17 protein-coding genes are annotated in these 23,802 nt (G+C 41.2%); 15 read left to right on the plus strand and 2 right to left on the minus strand.

Going from position 1 to position 23,802, the window contains the following annotated elements; genetic code table 11:
* The 8 genes from ABJH98_RS01070 to ABJH98_RS01105 all read left to right on the plus strand — a co-directional run.
* Window positions 1-445, plus strand: a 445-nt coding sequence (locus ABJH98_RS01070; protein WP_348305771.1) for a T9SS type A sorting domain-containing protein, incomplete at its 5' end; no start/stop codon positions are given.
* Window positions 446-566: 121 nt separating this feature from the next.
* A complete protein-coding gene (locus ABJH98_RS01075; RefSeq protein ID WP_348305772.1) occupies window positions 567-2,504 on the plus strand; it encodes a histidine kinase in 1,938 nt (645 codons plus the stop codon).
* Window positions 2,505-2,506: 2 nt separating this feature from the next.
* On the plus strand, window positions 2,507-3,241 hold the full coding sequence (locus ABJH98_RS01080) for a LytTR family DNA-binding domain-containing protein (protein ID WP_348305773.1): 735 nt from the start codon (window positions 2,507-2,509) through the stop codon (window positions 3,239-3,241).
* Window positions 3,242-3,391: 150 nt separating this feature from the next.
* Window positions 3,392-12,016 carry an Ig-like domain-containing protein gene (locus ABJH98_RS01085; protein ID WP_348305774.1) on the plus strand — a complete coding sequence of 2,875 codons (8,625 nt, stop codon included), beginning with the start codon at window positions 3,392-3,394 and terminating at the stop codon, window positions 12,014-12,016.
* A gap of 143 nt (window positions 12,017-12,159) precedes the next feature.
* Complete coding sequence (locus tag ABJH98_RS01090) at window positions 12,160-13,041, plus strand: aldose 1-epimerase family protein (protein WP_348305775.1); 882 nt, start codon at window positions 12,160-12,162, stop codon at window positions 13,039-13,041.
* Window positions 13,007-13,912: a DUF1684 domain-containing protein gene (locus ABJH98_RS01095; RefSeq protein WP_348305776.1), complete on the plus strand. Its 906-nt coding sequence runs from the start codon at window positions 13,007-13,009 to the stop codon at window positions 13,910-13,912. The genes ABJH98_RS01090 and ABJH98_RS01095 overlap by 35 nt, the downstream gene beginning before the upstream one ends.
* Window positions 13,913-13,969: 57 nt before the next feature.
* Window positions 13,970-14,218, plus strand: a complete 249-nt coding sequence (locus tag ABJH98_RS01100; RefSeq protein WP_348305777.1) for a hypothetical protein — start codon at window positions 13,970-13,972, stop codon at window positions 14,216-14,218.
* Between the two features lie 10 nt (window positions 14,219-14,228).
* A complete protein-coding gene (locus ABJH98_RS01105; protein ID WP_348305778.1) occupies window positions 14,229-14,474 on the plus strand; it encodes a hypothetical protein in 246 nt (81 codons plus the stop codon).
* Between the two features lie 3 nt (window positions 14,475-14,477).
* Here ABJH98_RS01105 and ABJH98_RS01110 read toward each other — a convergent pair whose 3' ends face one another.
* A complete protein-coding gene (locus tag ABJH98_RS01110; protein ID WP_348305779.1) occupies window positions 14,478-14,984 on the minus strand; it encodes a metallophosphoesterase family protein in 507 nt (168 codons plus the stop codon).
* Window positions 14,985-15,094: 110 nt separating this feature from the next.
* On the opposite strand from ABJH98_RS01110, the gene ABJH98_RS01115 reads away from it, so the two are divergent.
* Window positions 15,095-15,622, plus strand: a complete 528-nt coding sequence (locus ABJH98_RS01115) for a 3-hydroxyanthranilate 3,4-dioxygenase (protein WP_348305780.1) — start codon at window positions 15,095-15,097, stop codon at window positions 15,620-15,622.
* 185 nt (window positions 15,623-15,807) lie between these two features.
* The gene (kynU, locus tag ABJH98_RS01120; RefSeq protein ID WP_348305781.1) at window positions 15,808-17,103 is read left to right on the plus strand and encodes a kynureninase; all 1,296 of its coding nucleotides are present in this window, start codon (window positions 15,808-15,810) and stop codon (window positions 17,101-17,103) included.
* Here kynU and ABJH98_RS01125 read toward each other — a convergent pair.
* Complete coding sequence (locus ABJH98_RS01125) at window positions 17,100-17,342, minus strand: hypothetical protein (protein WP_348305782.1); 243 nt, start codon at window positions 17,340-17,342, stop codon at window positions 17,100-17,102. The two genes, kynU and ABJH98_RS01125, sit on opposite strands and share 4 nt — an antisense overlap.
* 165 nt (window positions 17,343-17,507) lie before the next feature.
* Between ABJH98_RS01125 and nirB the strand changes: the two genes are divergently transcribed.
* Genes nirB through ABJH98_RS01150 form a run of 5 tightly spaced genes read left to right on the plus strand, consistent with a single transcriptional unit; the run spans window position 17,508 to window position 23,761 of the window.
* Entirely contained in the window at window positions 17,508-20,012 is a 2,505-nt protein-coding gene (nirB, locus tag ABJH98_RS01130) for a nitrite reductase large subunit NirB (protein ID WP_348305783.1), read from the plus strand.
* A gap of 7 nt (window positions 20,013-20,019) precedes the next feature.
* On the plus strand, window positions 20,020-20,394 hold the full coding sequence (gene nirD / locus ABJH98_RS01135; RefSeq protein WP_348305784.1) for a nitrite reductase small subunit NirD: 375 nt from the start codon (window positions 20,020-20,022) through the stop codon (window positions 20,392-20,394).
* A 40-nt stretch (window positions 20,395-20,434) separates the two neighbouring features.
* Window positions 20,435-21,808, plus strand: a complete 1,374-nt coding sequence (locus ABJH98_RS01140) for a histidine kinase (RefSeq protein ID WP_348305785.1) — start codon at window positions 20,435-20,437, stop codon at window positions 21,806-21,808.
* A gap of 4 nt (window positions 21,809-21,812) precedes the next feature.
* Window positions 21,813-22,490 carry a response regulator transcription factor gene (locus tag ABJH98_RS01145; protein WP_348305786.1) on the plus strand — a complete coding sequence of 226 codons (678 nt, stop codon included), beginning with the start codon at window positions 21,813-21,815 and terminating at the stop codon, window positions 22,488-22,490.
* 17 nt (window positions 22,491-22,507) lie between these two features.
* Window positions 22,508-23,761, plus strand: a complete 1,254-nt coding sequence (locus tag ABJH98_RS01150; protein ID WP_348305787.1) for a DUF418 domain-containing protein — start codon at window positions 22,508-22,510, stop codon at window positions 23,759-23,761.
* Window positions 23,762-23,802: the final 41 nt, after the last annotated feature.

Consider the following 23,802-nt stretch of genomic DNA (forward strand, 5'->3'; position numbering starts at 1 on the left):
TTTCGAAGTGGAAGCCTCATCAACGTCTGAGCTTGAAGTTACTTTGACAGTTACCGGTCCAGCCACGATAGATGGGGCTACGATCACGCTTGATGGCATAGCAGGTACGGTAACCGTATTTGCCAACCAAGCAGGTAATGACGAGTTCGAAGCAGCGGAGGAAGTAAGTGTCACTTTCGAAGTGACCGAACCAGTGGTGAATGCAGTTTCAAATTACCAGTTGGACATTCAGGTATATCCAAACCCTGCTAGTGAATGGATTACGGTAAAAGGCTTGACATCTCAAGCTGAACTACAGCTGATCAATTTAGATGGGCAGCTGATGAAGCAGCAGACGATCAATAGCTCAGATCGAATAGACGTCTCTACATTGAGCAAGGGCGTATATGTGCTCAGAGTCTCAGAAGAAAACTCCTATACAACAACAAAAATCCTTATCCACTAATAAGCTAGGCATAAAGGTTTAGGATAAGTTTTAGGGCAGCTTCGGCTGTCCTTTTTTTATGTGGGATGTACACCTAATTGCGGTTGGGTTATGATTAAATTTTTTTATATATCTTTTCTTTATGATAAGAAAAACTGGCCTTATTTTGATCCTCTTCTTTTGGAACTTCCTCATCTGTTTCGCTCAACTAGATTCCCTGAAAACGGAGTTGGCTTCGAGCACATCTGATAGCTCTAGTTTCAAGCTTTTGCTAGCCATTGGTCAGCAACATGCCGAGCTGGATTCATCGACCCGTTACTGGAATCAGGCAGCAATTATTGCTCAAAATATGGGTTGGTTAGAGGGGCAGGCTCAGGTTTATAAATCTAAAGCCGTACTCCAATATCGAAACAATCAAATGGATAGCGCAATCTATTACTGGCGAATAGCACTAGACTTTTATAATCAGGAAAAGGAAGAATCAGGTTCGGTTGAAACAGAAAAAAAAGCGGCAGAGATTAGTTACTACTTATCCATTCCTCATTTTCAGTTGGGTAATTATTTAGAGACTATTTTCTATGCAAAAATGGCATTAGATGCGTATTTAAAATTGGGAATTGACCGTCGTGTACTGAGTTGTTATAATATGATTTCCTTAGCCAATTTTGAGCAGGACAATGTAGTTGAGGCTGAGAAATACGCTTACCAATCTTTCCAAATGGCTTTGGAAATGAAAGACAGTATTTCTATTGGGGTGGCATCTAATACTCTAGCCAGTATTTATTTAGAAACCGATCAATATGAAAAGGCCATAGAAGGGTTTAGAACTGCTCTTGCTTATGAAGGTAGTAAAGGCCTAGGCCAGATTCAGCAACTCAAAATGAACATTGGCCAGACCTATACACACATGCAAATGTACGATTCTGCACAAAAACTACTTGAAGAAGGCGTAGAATACTTCAAGTCGAGTAGTGATGAGATGAGTTACATCACCTCTCTCAATCTTTTGAGTGATTTGTATGAAGCGCAGGGTCGATGGAAGAAGATCATACCCCTTGGGCAAAAATCGTTAGAGTTGACGGAAGACTTGCCTTTACTGAAACAAAAGAGAGAAGCGAGCGAAAACTTATATCTGGCTTATGAAAATATGGAACAAACGGCAATGGCTTATAAGTACTTCAAAGCCTATTCGGCTTTTCGTGATTCTTTGTACAATAAAGAAAAGGGCAAAGAAATCGAAAGACTAAGAGCTCAGCTTGAATACGAAGAACAAAATCGTGCCATTGGAGAATTGACTGAAGAAAACCTAACTCAAGCACTCCAACTAGAGCAAGAACGAAACACTAGAAATCTGATCTTATCATCTGCGTCATTTATTCTGCTTTTGGGAGGATTTCTATGGCTCATGTACAAAAGAAAACAAGACAAAAAGCAACATGCATTGGATATGAAACGAGTGGAGATAGAGCAGCGAATGCTCCGGTCTCAGATGAATCCGCATTTCATATTCAATGCACTTAATTCTATCCAGAGTTATGTTACGACTAATCAAACTTATGAGGCGGAGGTTTTTTTGTCTAAATTTTCTTTGCTTGTCCGTAAGATTTTAGAAAATAGCGCACACAAATTAATTTCATTAGAAGAAGAAACTGAAACTTTACAATTGTATTTAGAGCTGGAAAAAGTACGATTTCAAGACAAATTTGATTTTGCTATTCAGTTTGATGAAGCAGACCAAACCTTGCCTATTCCTCCTATGCTTCTGCAGCCTTTTGTAGAAAATGCGATTTTGCATGGTATGAAAGGAAAAGAAGGAAAGGGTCAAATTGATGTCAGATTTATGGAGCAAAAGGATGTCTTGATCTGCGAAGTAGAGGATAACGGTGTAGGGAGAAGTTTAAATGGTAAAAAAGCTGGGGATCACCGGTCTATGGCCACTGGGCTGACAGATGATCGTATTAATTTTTTTAACAAAGAAATTAAAGGTACTGGGTTTTCCTTACTTATTTTTGACCTAAAGCACCAAGATGGAAGCCCGTCTGGAACCAAGGTACAACTAACCATTCCTATTGAAGCCTAAATATGAAAACAGCTATTGTAGTTGATGACGAAGAAAAGAGTAGAATTACTCTTTCCACATTCTTGAAAAAATATTGCCCAACAATTCAGGTAGTCGCTCAAGCTGATGGTGTGGTTAGCGCCGAAGAAGCATTTCATCAGCACGCTCCAGAAGTAATTTTTCTTGATATTGAAATGAATGACGGTACAGGCTTTGATGTTATCGAGCGGCTGAAAGGAAAAGCCTTTGAAGTGATCTTCGTAACGGCCTATAACCAATATGCCTTGCAGGCCTTCCGATACAGTGCTATTGATTATCTACTCAAGCCGATCAATCCTGAAGAACTGATTCAGGCCGTTGCCAAACTGTCCGACGAAGGCAGAATTGATCAAATTGAGAAAAAACTAGAAGCACTACTCATCAATAGGAATGCCCTGCACAAAATTGCTATTCCATCTATGGATGGCATTCGTCTGGAAGAGGTGGCTAATATCATCTATTGTGAATCGGATAACTACTATACGCACATCCATCTGAAATCAGGAGAAAAATTGCTGGTCAGCAAGACGCTCAAGGAGTATGATCAAATGCTCTGTGACGAAGGTTTTTTTCGAATTCATCAAAAATTCCTTGTGAAGTTATCCGAGATCAAAGCTTACTCTAAATCCGATGGTGGTTACGTCACGCTCAACGACGGTACCAACCTCACTGTTTCGCGGCGAAAAAAGGACGAATTGATAGGGCTGATCACTGCCTGAACCTTCCAGCTTACCGAATTCTTTTTATTTCCTGCCGAATTCTGAAAGTAGCAAAATACCAAATGTTACACTTCCTACTTTGGTCATGAGTATGTCATGTTTTGCGCGGCTTGACAGTCTCATAAACCAAAGAACTTAAAAGCTATAGTCATGGAAGAAACAATAAGAACGAACCAAAATCGTGCGGTAAGAATTACGCTTATTTTATACTTTATCGCACTCGCAATACTCTTCGCAACGGGTGCCTTTGCGCAAGTGCCTTTTCACAATCAGGCTGCCGTCAGAGTCAGCCCAACCCCAGTATCCAGTATTTACGCCAATTCGGCCATCGACATCAGTGCCTCGGGCAAGGTAGTGATGCTTTGGGATGGCCCTATATCAGATGATGCAGATGGAGGCATTTATGCCAGAGTATATGAGCCGGCACACTTGGGTATTGGATCTATTTCGGCTACTTACACTGGTCGTATTAATTCATCTACTGTTGGCGAACAATCTAACCCGGATGTAGCTATCATGCCTGATGTTAATACTTATGCCACTACTTGGGAAAGTATACAAGGTGGTCGGTCCACTATTGTAATGAAGTATGTAGCTATTGGTGCGGGAGGTACACCTTCTGGCCAGTTTGGATTGGACGAAACTTTACTCGGAGACAATACCAATCCCGCTATTGCAGTGAATGGCTCGGGCTTGGCCATTGTTGTATGGCAAAATGCCCAGTCCGGAAATATCTACGGTCGATTGGCACAGTTAGGTACAGGCCGGTTGGCTAATCATTTCCAGATCAATAGTGGAGCTGGTGTCATGCAAAACCCTGCCGTTGCGATAGATAGTGATGGCAACTTTGCGGTAGTTTGGCAGGGGCCAGGACAAGGTGGAAAAAGTGATGTATTCCTAAGAAGGTTCAATAGTGACGGGTCTGCGTTGGGAGTAGATATTCCATTAGGAGCCAATAGTAGCTATGATGATACTCATCCTGATATTGCCATGACGCATGAAACCACGGCTTCGAGAAAGTTTGTAGTCACCTTTCAAAGAGACTATGAGGAAGGGTTAGGTTATGTTTTTGCCATGCGAGGATCTGGTACTGGGGACTTTGGTGTTCCAGCTTATGTTCATCAAAACGGCGTCGCTACTTATCAACACGGCGCCTCAGTAGATATCGATCAGTCAGGCAACTATACAGTGGCTTGGATCAAGGCCAACGGAAGCGGGTCCGACATAGTTTCTCGAAGCTTCGATGCCAATGGCAATGGTGAGCATGGAGATTTTGTAATTGACGCATCACCTTCGTATAAAGTACTTTCTACGGATGTCGCTGTATCACCAAGTCATTTTAATACACAAGTGTCGGTTTGGGGTGAAGAAAATTCATCGCAAGACGCTATCCAGACGATGGCTCGAAAGGTGGATTTACAGTATTCTCCAACTAATATCTCACTGTCAAACACATCTGTAAATGAAGGCAATAATGTTCCATTTGCTATTGGGACGTTCGATGTCACGGATCAAAATGCCTTCGATGATCATACCATAGCTATGGCTGAAGGAGGTGTGGACAACGCAGACTTTTATATTGGAGGAGCTAATGGCCATACGTTGTTCACCAGCACTTCGTTCGACCATTCAGCAAAAAGTACTTATTCGATAAGAGTCAATGCGGCAGATGGGCAAAGCGTCTCATTGGACAAATCATTTACTATTTCCATAAATCCGGTAGACAACAACCAAATTCCGACTCAAATCACATTGGATAATAGCAGTATATTAGAAAACAATGCCATCGGTGATGTGATTGGAAATCTGTCCACCTCAGATGACGATCTAGATGATACTCATACTTACAGCTTAGTGGCTGGAACAGGAAGTTCCGACAATGCACGTTTTTCAATAGATGGAAATATGCTTAAGGCCAATGGCGTTTTCGATTACGAAACTCGCTCATCTTATGACGTTCGCATTCAAACCAACGACGGCAGTGGAGGTACATTTAGCAAGTCATTTACTATCAGCATTACGAATCAGCCAGAGAATGTAGCACCCACTCACATTGGCATTTCTTCCAATAGTATCGCAGAGAATAATGCTGTAGGAGCAGTAATTGGCACACTTTCTACTACAGATGCTAACGCTACCGATAGTCATACTTATACTTTAGTAGCCGGACAAGGAGATTTGAACAACAGTGATTTTGAGGTAGTCAATAATGAACTCCGTGCAGCAGTGGTTTTTGATTATGAATCCAGTACGGCGCGATACTGCAGAGTGCAAACCAATGATGGAAACGGAGGCATCTTTGCCAAATCTATTGCTATCCATATCACAGATGTAGTAGACAACCAAGCACCTACAGGGATTTCTATATCTAATAGCATCATTCAAGAAAATAATGAAGTAGGAGATTTGGTTGGCACACTGAGTTCAGTTGATCAAAATGAAAGTGATACCCATAGCTATGATTTTGTAACTGGGGCTGGCGATACCAACAATGCCAGTTTTGCTATAGATGGCGATCAGCTCAAGGCTAATGGAGTATTCGATTATGAAGCAAAACCTTCTTATACGGTTCGAATAGAAACTACAGATGATAGTGGGGCCAAATTTTCAAGAGCGCTTACCGTACATATTGATGATGAAGTAGAAAACTTACCTCCATCAGTAGTAGAGCTCAGCAGCACATCTATTGAGGAAAATCGTCCACAAGGTACGTTTATTGGTAATTTGTCTTTGACTAACCCCATAGGGCCAAGTTTTCAGGTCAACTATAGCTTGGTCGCAGGACCAGGGGATACGGACAATAGCTCCTTTAGCCAAAGCGGTGGGCAGATCTTGTCAGACATGGAATTTGATTATGAAACTAAAAGCAGCTACAGCATTAGAGTGCAAGCTGAAGATCAAGGACAGCTGACTCAACAGGTATTTGCAATCACTATTACTGATGGTACAGATAGTTCTACGGATTTGATTCTGAGTGACAACTTGATAGACCAAGGCAATAGTGTGGGAGATGTAATTGGTACATTCACTACTGTGGACGAAGACCAGGGAGATTCATTTACCTATTCACTGGTCAACGGCTTTGGTGACAATTCGAGTTTTTCGATTGTTGGCGATGAATTACAAGCGGGAGAAGTATATGCAGTAGCGACCAAAAGCACTTACAGCATCAGAGTGCAATCCACTTCCTCTTTAGAAGGCATCATTGTTCGCGATTTTACGATCAGTATCATGGCCAATGACATGACCATGACAGAAACCACACACGATGAGCGATTTGCTACTTTCAATACCCAAGTATTGGTAGATGGTGATCCATCGGGAGTAAATCTTACTTACTCATTAATAGCTGGAGTAGGGGATGCCGATAATGGCTTTTTCGAATTAAACTATAATAATAGATTCAAAAGCAAAGCATCAACCACTTTCGATTTCGAAACCCAGCAGAGTTACAGCATTCGCATCCAGGCGACGGACGGAGTAGCTACTACTATAGAAAAAGCTTTTGTTATCACCATCATTGACGCCAATGATTTTCCTACGGCAGTGCATTTGACAAGCTATGGCGTAAACGAAAACGTACCATCAGGTACGTTGGTGGCTACTATTACTGCCAGCGATCCAGATGCGGGAGACACGCATACTTTTGATGTGTTCAACAACGGTGCTGCGCCCTACTTCAACATTGTGGGCAATGAACTCTTTACAGCTCAAGCATTGGATTATGAAACTCTAGGTCTCAACCCTCTGCCTCTTCTAATTGAAGTGACTGATCAGGCTGGAGCAGGGTTGACCAACAATCTTTCTGCACCTATTGAAGTGTACAATGTAGATGAAGCCATCACAGATATCACACTCAGTTCATCAGATATAGATGAGCTCAATGATATCAATGATGTCATCGGCCAATTGGCACATGATGACCCAGATAACACTTATACTTTTTCCTTAGTAGAAGGTATGGATGACTTTTCTATAGATGCAGGTGGACAGCTGATGACCGATGTCGTATTTGATGAGGCAGTCAAAAACCAATATACCATTCGGGTATTGGCTACTAATGATGATACCAACGCTCAGCTAGAAAAAAGCTTCTTTATCGATATCAATAGCACGAATACGGCTCCTAATGACATCAGTTGTTCACCTAGTAATGTGCAGGAAAATAATGCATTAGGGCACGTGATTGGTACCTTGACAGCTAATGATTTTGACGATGCAAGTCACACTTTTGCGCTGGAGCCAGGAGGAGAGGACAACGGTTTGTTTGCCATAAATGGCGACGAGCTCGTACTCAATCATATGGCAAATTTTGAGGATGACAATGCCTACAGTATTCGGGTCAGAGCTACCGATCCTCATGGAGACTCTTATGTGAGATATTTGACTATCAGCGTAGTCAACGAAAACGAAGCACCTGAAAACTTCCGATTGAGTGCCTATGATTTTGACGAGAATAACCCTGAAAGTTTGTGGGTAGCTTCACTGCAAGCCGATGACCCTGAGGGTAACAACTTGAGGTTTGCTTTAGTAGAAGGAGATGGTGACGATGACAATGAGCTATTTTATGTCAGCACCTCGCAGTTACGCGTCTTTGATGCACAAAATTTTGAGTCCAAAAACAGTTTTACTATTCGTGCATCTGTAGATGACTACAATGCCAATCACATCATTGAGGAGGTGTTTGTGCTTACGCTTAACGATGTAGGAGAGGCGGCTTCGGCGGTAGCTTTAGATGTTTCCGAAATACATGAAAATAACGAGATAGGTGATCTGGTTGGTCACTTGTTTGCCGAAGATGAGGATTTTGATGAAGTACATACGTTTACCACGACCAGTACTGATTTTACCATTGATGGCAATCAACTAAAGGCGGCCAAAGAGCTAGACTTTGAAGAAGACGATTCTTATTCAGTCACAATAGATATATTGGACAAAGACGATGTTTTCTCACGTAAGACCGTGGTGGTCAGTGTGATCAATGAAATCGAAACCATAGATCCAGCTGATTTTACTATTTCCAGTAATACTAGAAATGAAAATCAGGCGACCAATGTAGCCTCTGTTATTGGTACTTTAAGTACTGCTGAGGGTTATGGAGGTGTTACCTATCAGTACGAAATGGTATCAGGCACTGGCGATGAGGATAATGACAATTTCTATGTTTTCAACGGAGATTTGTATCCCAACATAGTGTTTGACTACGAAAATCAGACTACCCATAGCATCAGGATACGGACCACTAGCAGTACAGGAGATTTTGCAGAAAAGGTGTTTACGATTGAAATAATAGACCTTAATGATGACCCTACGGACATTACGATTTCAGAAGCAAACATACTTGAAGACAATGAAGTGGGAGACGTGGTAGGCTTGCTCTCCACAGTAGATCAAGATCAGGGAGATACCTTTACCTATTCTATGAACTTCACCTTGGACAGAGATAAATTCACAATTGTAGGTAATGAACTTCGTGCGGCAGTGATCTTTGATTATGAAACCCAAAATACCTACAGTCTCAAGATAAAATCATTGGATGATGCCGGTAGAGCCATTATCAAAGATATGGTGATCAATGTGTTAGATGTGGTAGAAAACACAGCCCCTACGGCCATTGCCTTAGCAGGCAATACCATCAATGAAAACAATTCAGTCAATGCGGTAATTGGTACTTTGAGTAGTACGGATGCTAATGAGGGAGATTCGCACACTTACACGTTACTCACTAACCCTGGTAATAAATTCAATATCAATGACAATGAGCTTCGAGCAAGTGTGACCTTAGATCATGAGAATCAGGATAGCTATACCATGAGTATCCAAACTAATGATGGCAATGGAGGAACATTCGAAGATGATATTACTATCACTGTGAATGATCTAAATGAAAATCCTTCTGAAATCACACTCAATGGTTCGAGTATTATCGAAAATAATAGCGTCGATGATGTGATCGGGAACTTTAGTACAGAAGATCAAGATGATGGTGATACCCATACTTATACTTTTATAAGTAACCCAGGTAATGCATTCAGCATCGATGATGATCAACTCAAGGCTAATGCTGTTTTTGATTTTACTGCACAAAGTAGTTACACGATTCGAGTGCAAACGGACGATGGAAACGGGGGTGTATTCGAGAAAAATTTCGATATCACGATCATAGCAGAAAACGATGTGACGCCGCCACAGATCGTCAGCTTTTCGCCAAATGATGATGCTACCGGTGTAGCGCTTGATGCTGACTTGGTCATTACCTTCAATGAGCCAATACAAGTGGGCGATGGTTTTGTATACGTAAGAAAAACGAGTGGAAATACGATCGTCTATGGTGGGGTGGTCAATGGCGAATCCGCATTATATACCATAGCTGGAAGTACGATGACACTCCACCTTTCTGAGTCAAGTCAAGCCATTGCATACAACACAGATTACCATGTACTATTGTTCAACGGTAGCATTGAGGATGTTAGTGGAAATGCTTTCGACGATGAGTTTACTACCAATCCTGGTGACAATGAACGATGGAATTTCACCACCGTCAACCCAGCGCCAACGGCTATGGCGCTATCAGCTGCTAGTATAGATGAAAATGCTGCGTCAGACGCGGTGATTGGCCAATTGTCCAATACAGATGCGCCAGGTGATACTTACACTTATGTATTGCTCGATGATGCAGAAGGGAAATTTATTTTGGACGACGATATCCTGAAGGCCAATGAAGTATTCGATTTCGAGACTGAGGATACTTATTCCATTACAGCTAGAGTGACCGACGGGGCAGGAGGCACCTTCGAAGAAGATTTTGAAATTATCGTCATTGATGTCAACGAAGCACCCACGGCACTGGCCTTGGATCAGCTAACTGCTGATGAAAATAATGAGCTAGGAGCAGTGTTGAGTATCATGTCGAGTACGGACGTAGATGCTGGTGACACCCATACTTACAAGTTGGTCGGTGGATTATCAGACAACAATGCCTTTGAAATTGATGGCAATCAACTCAAAGCGAAAATTGTTTTTGATTTTGAAACAAAGGCATCTTACGATATCAGAATTGAGTCAATGGATGAAGATGGGCTAGCCGTACAGCAAGACTTTACTTTCAGCATCAATGATGTGTTTGAAGACTTGACAGGGCCTACGGTGGTAAGTGTATCGCCTGATACGGGGGCAGACGATCTGTATTTTGATGATGAGTTGACGATTACTTTTAGTGAACCCATTCAAGCCTCTGATGCATTTGGTTATGTGCGAGTCCGTCAGGTGGGCACGACTAGCGGTTTGTCAGGTAGACCAGGGTATATGCCAGATCAGGTGACCATCAGTGGTAATCAGCTCATCGTTCATTTGGAAAATGGCAACAATGGTAGCGGTGTGCGTGGAGGTTATGATTATTATGTGGTGGTGGAGAACAATTTAGTACAAGATGCCGCAAGTAATTATTACGCCGATGGAGCCATCACTAATGTGGATACTTGGTATACCTTCAGTACGGTCAAAAAGCCACAGGTACTAACTGTATCACCGATCACCGATAAGATATCAAGCGCGGAGGGTTTTGAAGTTGAAGCCTCGATAGATACTGAATTGGTGCTTGATTATGACATTGACGGTCCTGCCACAATAGAAGGAACTACTGTTTCTCTAACAGGCGAGACAGGTTTAGTTACTATCACCGTTAGCCAAGCAGGTAATGATTATTATGCACCAGCAGAAGAGACTATTACTTTCTCAGTAGTGGATAAATTGCCTCAGACCATTAGCATCACAGCGATAGCTGACAAGCTGACTACCGATGAGCCTTTCGATGTTGTGGCATCATCAACTTCAGAATTGGAAGTAGCCTTAACCGTGACAGGTCCAGCCACGATAGATGGAACTACAATCACCCTAGATGGCATAGCAGGAACAGTAGCCGTATTTGCAAATCAATCCGGCAATGAGGAGTATGCGGCAGCCGAAGAAGAGAGCATCACTTTCGAAGTCACCGAGCCAGTGGTAGAGAAGCAAGGCCAAACCATCACAATAGCAGATATAGCTGATAAATTGACAACAGATGAGCCGTTCGATGTTGTGGTATCGTCAACTTCAGAACTGGAAGTAGACTTAACCGTGATAGGCCCAGCCATGATAGATGGAACCACAATCACCCTTGATGGTACGGCAGGTACAGTAACCGTATTTGCTAATCAATCCGGCAATGAGGAGTATGAGGCAGCCGAAGAAGAGAGCATCACTTTTGAAGTCACCGAGCCAGCAGTAGAGAAGCAAGACCAAACCATCACAATAGCAGATATAGCTGATAAATTGACAACAGATGATATAATTGAGGTAACGGCTACTTCAACTTCTGAGCTGGAAGTAGTTTTAACAGTGACAGGTCCAGCCACGATTGAAGGCACTACCATTACTCTGGAAGGCGTAGCCGGTACTGTAACAGTAGCGGCCAATCAGTCAGGTAATGAGGAATTTGAAGCTGCTGAAGAAGTGAGTATCACTTTCGAGGTGACCGAGCCAATAGTCAGTGCCATTGATCCGACACCAATATCTATCAAAGTTTATCCAAACCCTGCCACGGATTGGATAGCGGTAGAAGGTATCCGGTCTGGAATGGCTAGACTTCAGGTGATCAATCTCGACGGTCACATGGTACTCGATCAGCAAGTGCAGGCGTCAGACCGAATAGATGTCACACAGCTATCCGAAGGGATGTATCTGCTGCAGACCACACAAGAAAATATTACCACAACAACAAAGGTTCTTATCCACTAATAAGCTAGGCATAAAAGGTTTAGGATAGGTTTTAAGGCAGCTTTGGCTGCCTTTTTTCGTATAAAAAGATTTCGAGTAGATCAATTAACCTTGACAGTCTGAGATATTGATTATTTTGCATTACCATCTTAAACAAAACTAATGTGAGATATTCGATTGAAAACGAGCTGTTCAAAGTGGAAGTGGATGAATGTGGTGCAGAACTTTGTAGTATTTTGTCTAAAAGCACCAACTTCGAATACATTTGGCAGGCAGATCCCAATATATGGAAAGGTGCCGCACCTGTATTATTTCCAGTAATCGGTGCCCTCAAATCTGGAAAATATTCTTACGAAGGCCAATCATATGAGCTCCCCAAACATGGATTTATTAGAAACAATAAAAAGGTAAGACTGATCAATCGTACGAGCTCTAGGCTCTCTTTTCTTTTTTCTAGTGACGAAGAAACTTTGGCCATGTACCCTTTCAAATTTGATTTGAAAGTCAGCTTTTTCCTATTCGAAAGTAGACTTCAGGTTTTTCATGAATTGGTAAATACAGGAAGTGGCCCAATGTATTTTTCATTAGGAGGACATCCGGCATTCAATTACCCCTGGAAGGAAGGAGAAAATAAGGATGATTATTACCTGGAGTTTGAAAGAAAAGAAAACAATTCGATCTTCGTGCTTTCTGAAAATGGATTATTGACTAAGAAAGAAAAACCACTTATGGAAGGCACGAATCGCCTGGCATTGGAAAATGGTTTGTTTGATAAGGATGCTTTAATTTTCACTGAGTTGAACTCTTCTGAGGTGAGCATCAAATCAAAAAGTTCCAAAGGAAAAATCAGTGTAAACTTTGACGATTTCCCATTTCTTGGACTTTGGTCAAAACCTGACGCCGACTTTCTATGTGTAGAGCCTTGGGATGGATTGCCAGATTTTGAAGACTCAGATCAGGAATTAACCCGGAAACCCGGAATTATTAAATTAGGACAAGGAAGTATCCATTATGCATCATACACCATTCAAATTTTCGAAGCTTAGCTTCTTATTTTTCTTTTTCATATCTATTTATGCCTGCCAACAAAAAGAGGTTCCATTATCTGAGGAGTATTTAAAGGCCGATTCTGAGTTCAGAGCACGGTTAAACAAAGGGCGCGATCATTACCTCAAATTAGTTGGGCTTCATCAGTTGAATTTTGGAGTTAATTTATTTGGAGGGTCAGATGCCAATAATATTCAATTGGTAAGTGATGGACTTCCAGCAACTATAGGTGCCATTGAATTGGAAGGAAATAAAGCCATTTTCACTGCCTCCGACAGTACCGAGATACGTCTTTTGGAATCCGATTCTTTAATTGCAATCTGGACTGACGAATTCTTGGAGTCATCTGAAAATGGAGCTATGCTCAAACACAAGCACCTAGAATGGCAAGTGATCAAAAGGGTAGATGATTATTTTCTTCGAGTGAAAGATCAAAATAGTGAGTCTGCAAAGCTTTTTAAAGGATTTGAGGCTTATCCATTACAAAGTTCTTATGTCGTAGAGGCTGACTTTCGGCCTTTTGACCAAGCACAAACTGAGGAAGTCAATACCCAACTAGGCACTAATCAGCAAATGGATTTTGTAGGTATTTTATCTTTTCAATTAGCGGGTGAAGATTTTGAGTTGTCGGTTGGCACTGGTGGGTTTTTAATCGTGGGAGATAGGACCAACGATGAAACCACTTATGGTGGAGGTAGATATGTTTATGTGGATCTGCCAGAGACATCTGGAAAAGTGACTATAGATTTTAATCGTTTGTACAACCCTCCTTGCGTATATTCTGAATTCACTACCTGCCCCTTGCCACCAGCCCAGAATGTTTTACCGATTGAAATCTTGGCAGGTGAAAAATATGAACAGTTGAAGTGATTATTTTGTCAGAATATAAAAAATATCATACATTCATAACTCAAATAACCAATCGTTATGACTAAGAATATCATCATCGGGATTCTATCCATTCTCATTGTATTTTTTATACTCTTTGCCAATATCAAGGCCAATGAAGCTGAAAAGCAAGCAATAATGGCTCAACTCAATTTAGAGTTAGCTGAGAAAAATGAAGCTAAAGCAAAAGAGCAGGAGCAAAAAGCTGTTGAAGCAGTGGCGTTATCAATGATTCATCTACGAAAAGCAGAAGAGCTTCAACTAGAGCTCGATAAATGCAATAATTAAAGTCCAGCCTATGAAAAAGAACCTACTAATTGGATTACTGGTTTTGGCAACTATTTTTCTAGGCATTTTTGTTGACATCAAGTCTAACGAAGCAAACAATCAAACAATAGTTGCTTTGGAAAACCAAATTCTTGCACTCGAAAACAGTGAGAAAGCTAAGCAACAAGTGATAAAAGCGACAGAGGCGGCTGCTAAGGCAAGAGCTGCAGAACTCAAAATCATTGCTCTTCAACGAGCGCTCGAAGTGTGTAATTAGTTGCTAAAGCAACTTTGCCCTGCTTCCTAATTTTATCACCTCCAAATCCTTGGGTTTTCCGGCTTCCAATGTGAATCTGAGTAAAGTGCGTTCTTTATGAAAGCCATGTCGACCAGCGGCACCGGGATTCATAAAAAGAACCCCAGGTCTTTTGGGATCATTCATTACGGTAAGGATATGTGAATGTCCACAGATAAAAAGTTGTGGCATCCATTTGTTGATCAAAGGCCGCACACGTGGGTTGTATCGCGGAGGTTTTCCTCCAATGTGAGTCATCCATACCCTTACTCCTTCACATTCAAACTTTTGGTCTTCAGGAAACAGCTGACGGACATCTTGCCCATCTATATTGCCATATACACCTAATGTGGGCTTGAATGCACCCAATTCTTCTATGATTGAGACGGTCCCCACATCTCCAGCATGCCAGATTTGATCTACTTCCTCGAAGTAGTCAAAAACTTTTGGGTCTAAAAAACCATGGGTATCAGAGATCAATCCTATGCGCAATTTTTATTAGTTTTGATGGTCTGGCAATCTATTGGTTTTTGGTTGATTTCGGTCTAACCCGCCGTAGCTAAACCATGAGGTCAGCAAATTTCTCATTAAACAACAACACTATGCCCATACGCAGACCTTTCAATTTGCAAAAGTGGATCGATGACAATCGAGATCTGCTCAAGCCTCCTGTAAGTAATAAAAATCTTTATGTAGAATCTGAAGACTATATCGTGATGATTGTGGGTGGACCTAACGCTCGCAAAGATTATCATTACAATGAAACTGAAGAGTTGTTTTATCAATTGCAAGGTGAAATCACCGTTCGTATCCAAGAAGATGGCCAAGCAGTTGATATTAATATAAAAGAAGGAGAGATGTATTTGCATCCTGCCAAAGTCCCGCATTCTCCAATTCGAGGAGAAAACACAGTCGGGCTTGTGATCGAGCGTAAGCGAAAAAGAGATATGGACGATGGACTCATGTGGTTTTGTGATAAGTGTAACACCAAATTGCACGACACATATTTTTACCTGACTAATGTGGAGAAGGACTTTCAACCTCGGTTTAAAGAGTTTTATGCCTCTGAAGAGTTGAGAACCTGTAAAAATTGCGGTCACGTTATGGAAACTGATCCTCGTTTTGTATAAAACTGAAAATTTCTGTGTTTGACCTCGATGGTAATCGGGGGAGTTTAGAAATTTTCTAGCGTTTTTGCTTACTTTTTTTGGCAATGAAAAAAGTAAGAGCTGGTCCGGCTTGAGGACAATGATTCAGGTATAGCAAATGTCAAATAGTCTGTAGAGCATCCTGAAAGGCATGCAAAATATCATATATGAATTACCAAAACACATTATCCTTCGCCCAATCCTGCGATCAAAACGATCCGCTAGGCTCATTTAGAGATCAATTTTTCATTCCACAACATAATGGTGAAGATTGTATTTATCTGGTAGGTAATTCCTTGGGTTTGCAATCAAAATCTACTCGAAGCTATATAGAGCAAGAACTTCAGGACTGGCAAGACTTAGGTGTAGAAGGGCATTTCGACGAGCGAGCTACTCGTCCCTGGTTTCACTATCATAAGTTCTTGAAAAAGCATTTGGCGAAATTGGCTGGAGCCAATGAGCACGAAGTAGTGTCTATGAATAGCCTGACCACCAACTTGCATTTGATGATGGTTTCATTTTACCGCCCAACTGCTAAGCGGTTCAAAATAATTACCGAAGCTGGTGCATTCCCTTCTGATCAGTACGCTTTAGAAACCCAATTGCATTTCCATGCCAATAAAGGAGGAGAAACATTGTTTGATCCTAAAGAGGCATTGGTAGAATTGAAGCCAAGGGAAGGAGAAGAAACCTTAAGAACAGACGACATTCTTGCTGCTATTGATGAGCACAAAGATCAACTGGCCCTGATCATGATGGCAGGCGTCCAATATTACACTGGGCAGTTGTTCGATATAGCAGCTATTACCAAAAAAGGACACGAATGCGGAGCATTGGTGGGATTTGATTTAGCGCATGCTTTTGGCAACGTGCCACTGAACTTACATGACGATGGAGTAGATTTTGCCGTTTGGTGCTCTTATAAGTATCTAAATTCCGGCCCAGGCGGAGTTTCTGGTGTCTTTGTACACGAGCGTCATAGCAGCAACCCAAACCTACCCCGTTTTGCAGGCTGGTGGGGTCATGACGAATCTCAGCGATTTCAAATGAAGAAAGGATTCATGCCAATGGAAGGAGCGGATGCCTGGCAACTGAGTAATGTAAACGTGCTGCCAAGTGCAGCTCATTTGGCTTCGTTAGAAATTTTCTCTAAGGCTGGAATTGATAACTTAAGACAGAAAAGCATCCTTCTTACTGGATATATGGAGCTTTTGCTCAATGAGATGAATGAAGACGGTGAGAAAATTCAAATCATCACCCCAAGCGATCCTGATCAGCGTGGGGCACAGCTGTCACTTTGCTTGTCGCATGGAGGAAAGGACTTGTTTGACAAACTAGGAGAGCATGGTGTTCTTGCAGATTGGCGTGAACCCAATGTGATCCGAGTGGCAGCAGTTCCCATGTACAACTCTTTTGAGGATGTTTGGAGGTTTGTAGCTATTTTAAAGAAACTGTTGGTTTAGAGGAAATTTTCTCCAATCCAATTAAAAAGGAATACCAGACCTAGCATTAGACCAAAAACTAGTGCGCTGAATAAAATCGAAACAATAGCACCTACACCGGAGTTGTCACTTTCAAATGTGGATTCAAGTTGATTCGTACGGGATATGCCTTTTTCGGGATACTTCATTTCCCACCATTTCTTCTTTTCTTTATCCTTGATCCATTTAGGACGGGCAAGTTGTTTTTTGAATAGTGGCATGTGCTAATTTATCAAATTATTAAAAGATTAACACGGCGTAAGTTCGTTAAGCAGATGAATGCCACATTGTTATTACGTAGAAAATGCAGTCATATTAAAATTAACTACGTATAAATTTTCATTACTTAGAAAAAACTACGTAATTTTACGTAATAAATCTAAGATATGGAAAAGATCATAGTTATTGGCAATGGAATGGTAGGGTACAAGTTTTGCGAAAAACTGCGTGCAAAAGCCACCAAGGAACAATTTTCAATTCAAGTATTCGGTGAAGAGCCCAATGTGGCCTATGACAGAGTACATCTTAGCGAGTATTTTTCTAACCAATCTGTCTCTGATTTGGAGATGGCACCTCGTAGTTGGTACGTAGAAAATGATATCGAATTGATAACGGGAGAGCTGATTATCAATATTGACCGTGAGAATAAAAAGATAACCAGTCACACTGGGCTTGAAGCATCCTATGATAAGTTGATTTTAGCCACAGGATCAAGTGCATTTGTCCCTCCCATCAAAGGATCAGAAATGCAAGGAGTATTTGTATATCGAACGATCGAAGATTTAGAAGCCATTATAGAGTATGGAAAGACATCAAAAAAGGCAGCTGTCTTAGGAGGTGGCTTATTGGGGCTTGAAGCAGCCAAAGCCATGCTGGATCTGAATCAAGAAACACATGTGATCGAGTTTGCTTCCAGGCTGATGCCGAGGCAGCTAGATCAAGGAGGGTCGGATTCGCTCAAATCTAAGATGGAAGAACTGGGTGTGAATATTCACATGAATAGAAACACAGCGAGCATCTTAGGTGAAGATAAAATGACTGGTTTGGAGTTTACAGATGGCCAGTTATTGGCTGCTGATATGCTAGTGATTTCGTGTGGTATCAAACCAAGAGATGAGTTGGCAACGCAGTGCGGTCTGGAGGTGGGTACTAGAGGTGGAATCGTGGTCAATGATTTACTCGAAACCACCGACAAAGATATTTACGCCATAGGTGAATGTGCTTTACACAAAAACTTCATTTATGGGTTGGTGGCACCAGGCTATGAAATGGCCGATGTGGTCGTAGATCAATTGCTTGATGGAAAGGAGAAGGTCTTCGAAAGCTACGATATGTCTACCAAATTGAAGTTGATTGGGGTAGATGTAGCCAGTTTTGGAGATGCATTGTGTGAAGGAACGCCACACAAACCCATTGTATTCGAAGACAATGTAGAAGGAGTATATAAGAGAATCAATATTTCAGAAGATGGAAAATCTTTGTTGGGAGGTATTTTGGTAGGAGATGCGGAAGCTTATGGCATGTTGCTGCAAGTGACCCTCAATGGAATGGCTTTACCACCTAATCCAGAAGATTTGATTTTGGGAAGCCGAGGGGGTGAAGCTGCTGAGATGGAGTTGCCGGATACCGCTCAGATTTGTTCTTGTGAAAACGTGACCAAAGGTGATATCTGTAAGGCAGTAGTGGATCAAAACCTGGAAAATATTGCAGATGTAAAGTCATGTACTAAAGCGGGAACAGGTTGTGGGGCTTGTACACCTATGGTGACAGATATATTCAACGATCAGTTGAAATCCATGGGTAAATCAGTCAAAAAAGTATTGTGTGAACACTTCGAATACTCCAGACAAGAGTTGTTCGATTTAATAAAAATCAAAGGAATCAAGAGTTACGATGACCTCTTGGATGCACATGGATCGGGCGATGGTTGTGAAGTTTGTAAGCCAGCAGTGGCTTCATTGATGGCGAGTATTTGGAATGAATTGATTTTGAATCAAGACACAATTCAAGACACCAATGACAGATTCTTAGCCAATATACAAAAAGGAGGATCGTACTCTGTGGTACCAAGAATCCCTGGAGGGGAAATAACTCCCGATAAGTTGATTGTGATAGGTCAAGTAGCTAAAAAGTACGATCTATATACTAAAATCACAGGCGGTCAGCGAATCGATTTGTTTGGCGCATCTGTTAATCAGTTGCCAGATATCTGGGAAGAATTGATAGATGCTGGATTCGAAAGTGGACATGCGTATGGCAAGTCTTTGAGAACGGTGAAGAGCTGTGTGGGTTCCTCTTGGTGTAGATACGGTTTACATGATTCCGTATCATTTGCAATCGAAGTGGAGGAAAGATATAGAGGTTTGAGATCTCCACACAAATTAAAAAGTGCGGTGTCAGGTTGTAGAAGGGAATGTGCTGAAGCACTGAGCAAGGATTTTGGCATCATTGCCACGGATTTGGGCTGGAACCTCTACGTATGCGGAAACGGCGGAGCCAATCCACAGCATGCACTTCTGCTCGCTGGTGATGTCGACTCCGAAACTTGTTTGAAATACATTGACAGATTTTTGATGTTCTACATCAAAACTGCTGAGCCTTTGAACAGAACGGCGACCTGGTTGAATAAAATGGAAGGAGGCATAGCGTATCTCAAGCAAGTAGTCGTCGAAGATTCATTAGGCATTGGTACTGAGCTTGAAAGAGAAATGGACTTTATGGTGGACACCTACAAGTGTGAGTGGAAAGAGGTCGTCAACAATCCAGAGTTGAGAAAGAAATTTACCCACTTCGTGAATGCTGAGATTCCCGATCCTACCATGCAATTCGAAGCATTCAGAGGGCAGAAAAAACCAGTGGATTGGGACGTAGCATTGGTAGAAAGCAAATAATTAAATAATGACGGAGACATTAGCATATAAAACGGTAACTACCGAGGAAGTAAGCACTTGGTTAGAGGTGGCCGTAGAAAAAGATTTTCCTTCGAACGGAGGAGTTTGTGCAGAATACAAAGGGTTACAAGTGGCTGTATTCAATTTCACCAGAAGAAACGAATGGTATGCCACACAAAACCTTTGTCCACATAAGCAGCAGATGATTTTAAGTAGAGGAATGCTAGGTTCTGAAGGTGAAGAGCCTAAAGTAGCTTGCCCATTTCACAAGCAAACTTTTTCGTTGAAGAACGGCGAGAATTTGAATGGAGATCATTGTGCGTTGGCTACGTATCCAGTTAAAGTAGAAAATGGGTATGTTTACGTAGGATTTAAGAACTAATTCAGTAGAAATTACGATTATTGCATCAAAGTAAAAACTCTTGAAAAAGACGCAGGCGCTTAGTAAACTGATTAGAATTTTTGTGGCAGCTTCCTTCGGAGTTGCCTTTTTAGCCGTTATTGGTCAGTTTATTCTATTAGAATATTTGGAAGTACAGCACGTGAGTCAGCCTCAATTGCTGTTTATAGCAGCCGTAGTAATACTGATATTAGTAGCATTTGGTAGCATTATGAGACCAGCATACTTAGATTTTAAATCTATATATGCTGCGCTTATAGAATCCGAAGAATCCGCCAAACAAATGACCCAGGAGTTGAACAAACTCTACAATGAATTAGGTAAATCGTATCAGGATTTGGAGGCAGTCAATTTAATTCCGGAAGAACCATTCACATTGATGAAATTGGATGCAAATGGAGATATTGATTTTATTTCCGATCATTTCAAGCAGATCATGTCTATCAATGGAGAAGGTTTTTCGAAAAACCTTTTTGACTGGTTCAAAGAAGAAAATTTAAATGAAGACTTTATCACAAGTTTAAGAAATATCTTTTCGAGAGGAGAAGCCTGGAGTGGAGAACTGAACCTCACGGATTTGGATGGGGACATTATTTGGTTGGATATTTCGATGCAACCGGTAGGCACTGGTGTATCAGGTGACACAAAAATATTGGCAATAGGGAGAGATGTTACAGAAATCAAAGAGGCCAAACAGCGCTCAAGGGAAATTAACCGAGAGGCTATAGAGAAAAGAGTGAAAGAGCAGCAATACCGATCCGTGTTGATTCTGGAAGGGCAAGAGGAAGAGCGAAAGAGAATCTCACAAGAAATACATGACGGCATAGGTCAAATGTTGACTGGGTTGAAACTCAACCTGGAAGGAATTGCTCCTTCTAATTCACCACATATGAAAAAAAGAATCAGTGATACGAAGGATCTGATGAAGAGCGTGATAAAGGAAGTTCGCAGAGTATCTTTCAATTTGACACCAAGTAGTTTAGTGGATTTTGGGATTACTCCTGCAATGAAAAAAATCAGTCAGGAGGTTTCGGCATTAACTAAAACTGTGGTGGAGTTCGACAATAAAACCAACTTCATCAATCGACTGGATAAAAATGTGGAGACCAATTTGTATCGGATCGTACAGGAGGCGGTAAACAATGGGATTAAATATGCGCAAGCTGATAAAATTGTAATTAGTTTTGAACACAACGCATCGCACTTAATTGTAATGGTAGAGGACAATGGTAAAGGCTTTGAGTTTGATAAACTAGAGAAAACCGGGCATTTTGGTGCTTCCGGACATGGTATTTTTAATATGAAAGAAAGAGCAGCCTTTATCAATGGCACCTTCGACATTCAAACAAAACTCGAGGTAGGAACTAAAATTATTGTGAAACTACCTTTAAGCTAAATTTATGGATACGATTAAAGTCATATTAGCAGACGATCACATCATTGTCAGAAATGGAATCAAAATATTGCTGGAAAGTGAAGGAGAAGTTGAAGTGATTGCAGAGGCTTCCAACGGACAAGAAGCGATTGAAAAAGTAAAGGAGCTCAAACCTGATATTTTAGTTTCCGATATCCGAATGCCTGTAATGAATGGATTGGAGGCCACGGCAGAACTCAAGAAGGTTTCTCCTGATACCAAGACTTTGATTTTGTCCATGCACGACGATGAAGAGTACATCATCAAAAGTGTAGAATGTGGTGCATCGGGCTACTTATTGAAAGACACGACTAAAGAAGAGTTTGTAAAAGCCCTCAGAAGTATTTTGGATGGACACAAGTATTTCAGTGGTGATATTTCTGATGTATTGGTCAACGGCTACTTGAACAAAAATACAGGAAGTGCATCCGCCGCTGGTGACTCAAAGACCACAGTAAAAACAGATTATCACATCACCAAAAGGGAAAAGCAAATTCTACAGCTGGTCTACGAAGGCCACAGCAACAAAGAAATCGCCGACGAACTAGGCAAGAGTATCCGCACCGTAGAAACCCATCGCTTCAATATCATGAAAAAACTAGGTGTGGGCAACATCACAGAACTCATCCGAAAAATCGACAGCGAACCTTATATTATTGGGTAGTTTACTATTTTAGGCAAATGCCTGAAATCATAAAGCCAACTCAGACAAATACACGTCTATCTGTTCTAGATTTCTTAAGAGGAATCGCCGTTCTCGGAATTCTGGTGATAAATATCGAGAGCTTCTCCTATCCTAGTCCATGGAGCCCTTATCAAAATGGATTTTTCAATTCAATAGATACACATACCCGATTTTGGGTATTCTTCCTTGCTCAAGGAAAATTTTTCGGAATGTTCACGCTATTGTTTGGTGTGGGATTCTATATGTTTTTGGAACGACTAGAACAAAAGAATATCGGTGTCAAGGCGCTAGATATATATGCCAGACGATTGTTGTGGTTGTTTGTGATTGGGGTCGTCCATGCCTATTTGATTTGGGATGGAGATGTGTTGTATCATTATGCTATTTGTGGCTTTTTGCTTTTTCCATTTCGTTCCTTTAGTGTCAAACAATTGTTGTTGGTGCTGGTAATTCCAGTTTCAGTTTTGCTTTTCAATTCTTATGAAAGAACGAAAAGAGTTAAAAATCAATACGAAGCGTATCAAGTGGCTGAGGCAAAATTAGAAGTAGATCGAACTGAAGATGACCAGAAGAAAATAGATTCTTGGCTAAAGAAAACCGTAGAGAAAAAGAAGTCTGACGAGCGCTTAGAGCCCATCAGAAATCATTACTTCGATAGTATAGCCGCAAATGCTGAAAATCATAAAATTCATCAAGGATATTTGATGTACAATGGCATCCTATTCAGGACGTTGATAATGATGCTGTTAGGAATTCTTTTGTACAAGACGGGAATCTTCAAAGACTATCATGCACTTCCTTATTACTGGTGGATTACTGGAGGGATAGTAGTGATTTCGCTGGTGGTCAATTATTTCCGGTACTATCATTGGACTTATACATACTTCAATCCAGTAATTGATTATTGGAAAGGTTGGTTATTCACTTTTCCTAAAGAATTAGGCGGCTTGTCCTACATTCTTCTGCTCAATGGGATTTATCAGAAATTTCTTGGTGGGAGAATGTCCAAATTGATATCCAACATGGGGCGCATGGCACTAACAAATTACATCGTGCAGAGTATCATCTGTGGATTCATATTTTATGGATATGGTTTTGGTCTTTATGGTCAATATTCAAGATTTGAACTGCTGGTTTTTATTTTCGGTATCTGGATCTTCCAAATATTGGCGAGTTGGCTATGGCTCAAAAAGCTTGATCAGGGGCCACTAGAGGCGCTGTGGAGAAAATTGACCTATCGTAGTTTTTGATTAATTCATTTCAATTTCACCAGTCATTCCGTAACGCAGTG

It is taken from the genome of Reichenbachiella sp. (genome assembly GCF_039969095.1).
GTDB lineage: Bacteria > Bacteroidota > Bacteroidia > Cytophagales > Cyclobacteriaceae > Reichenbachiella.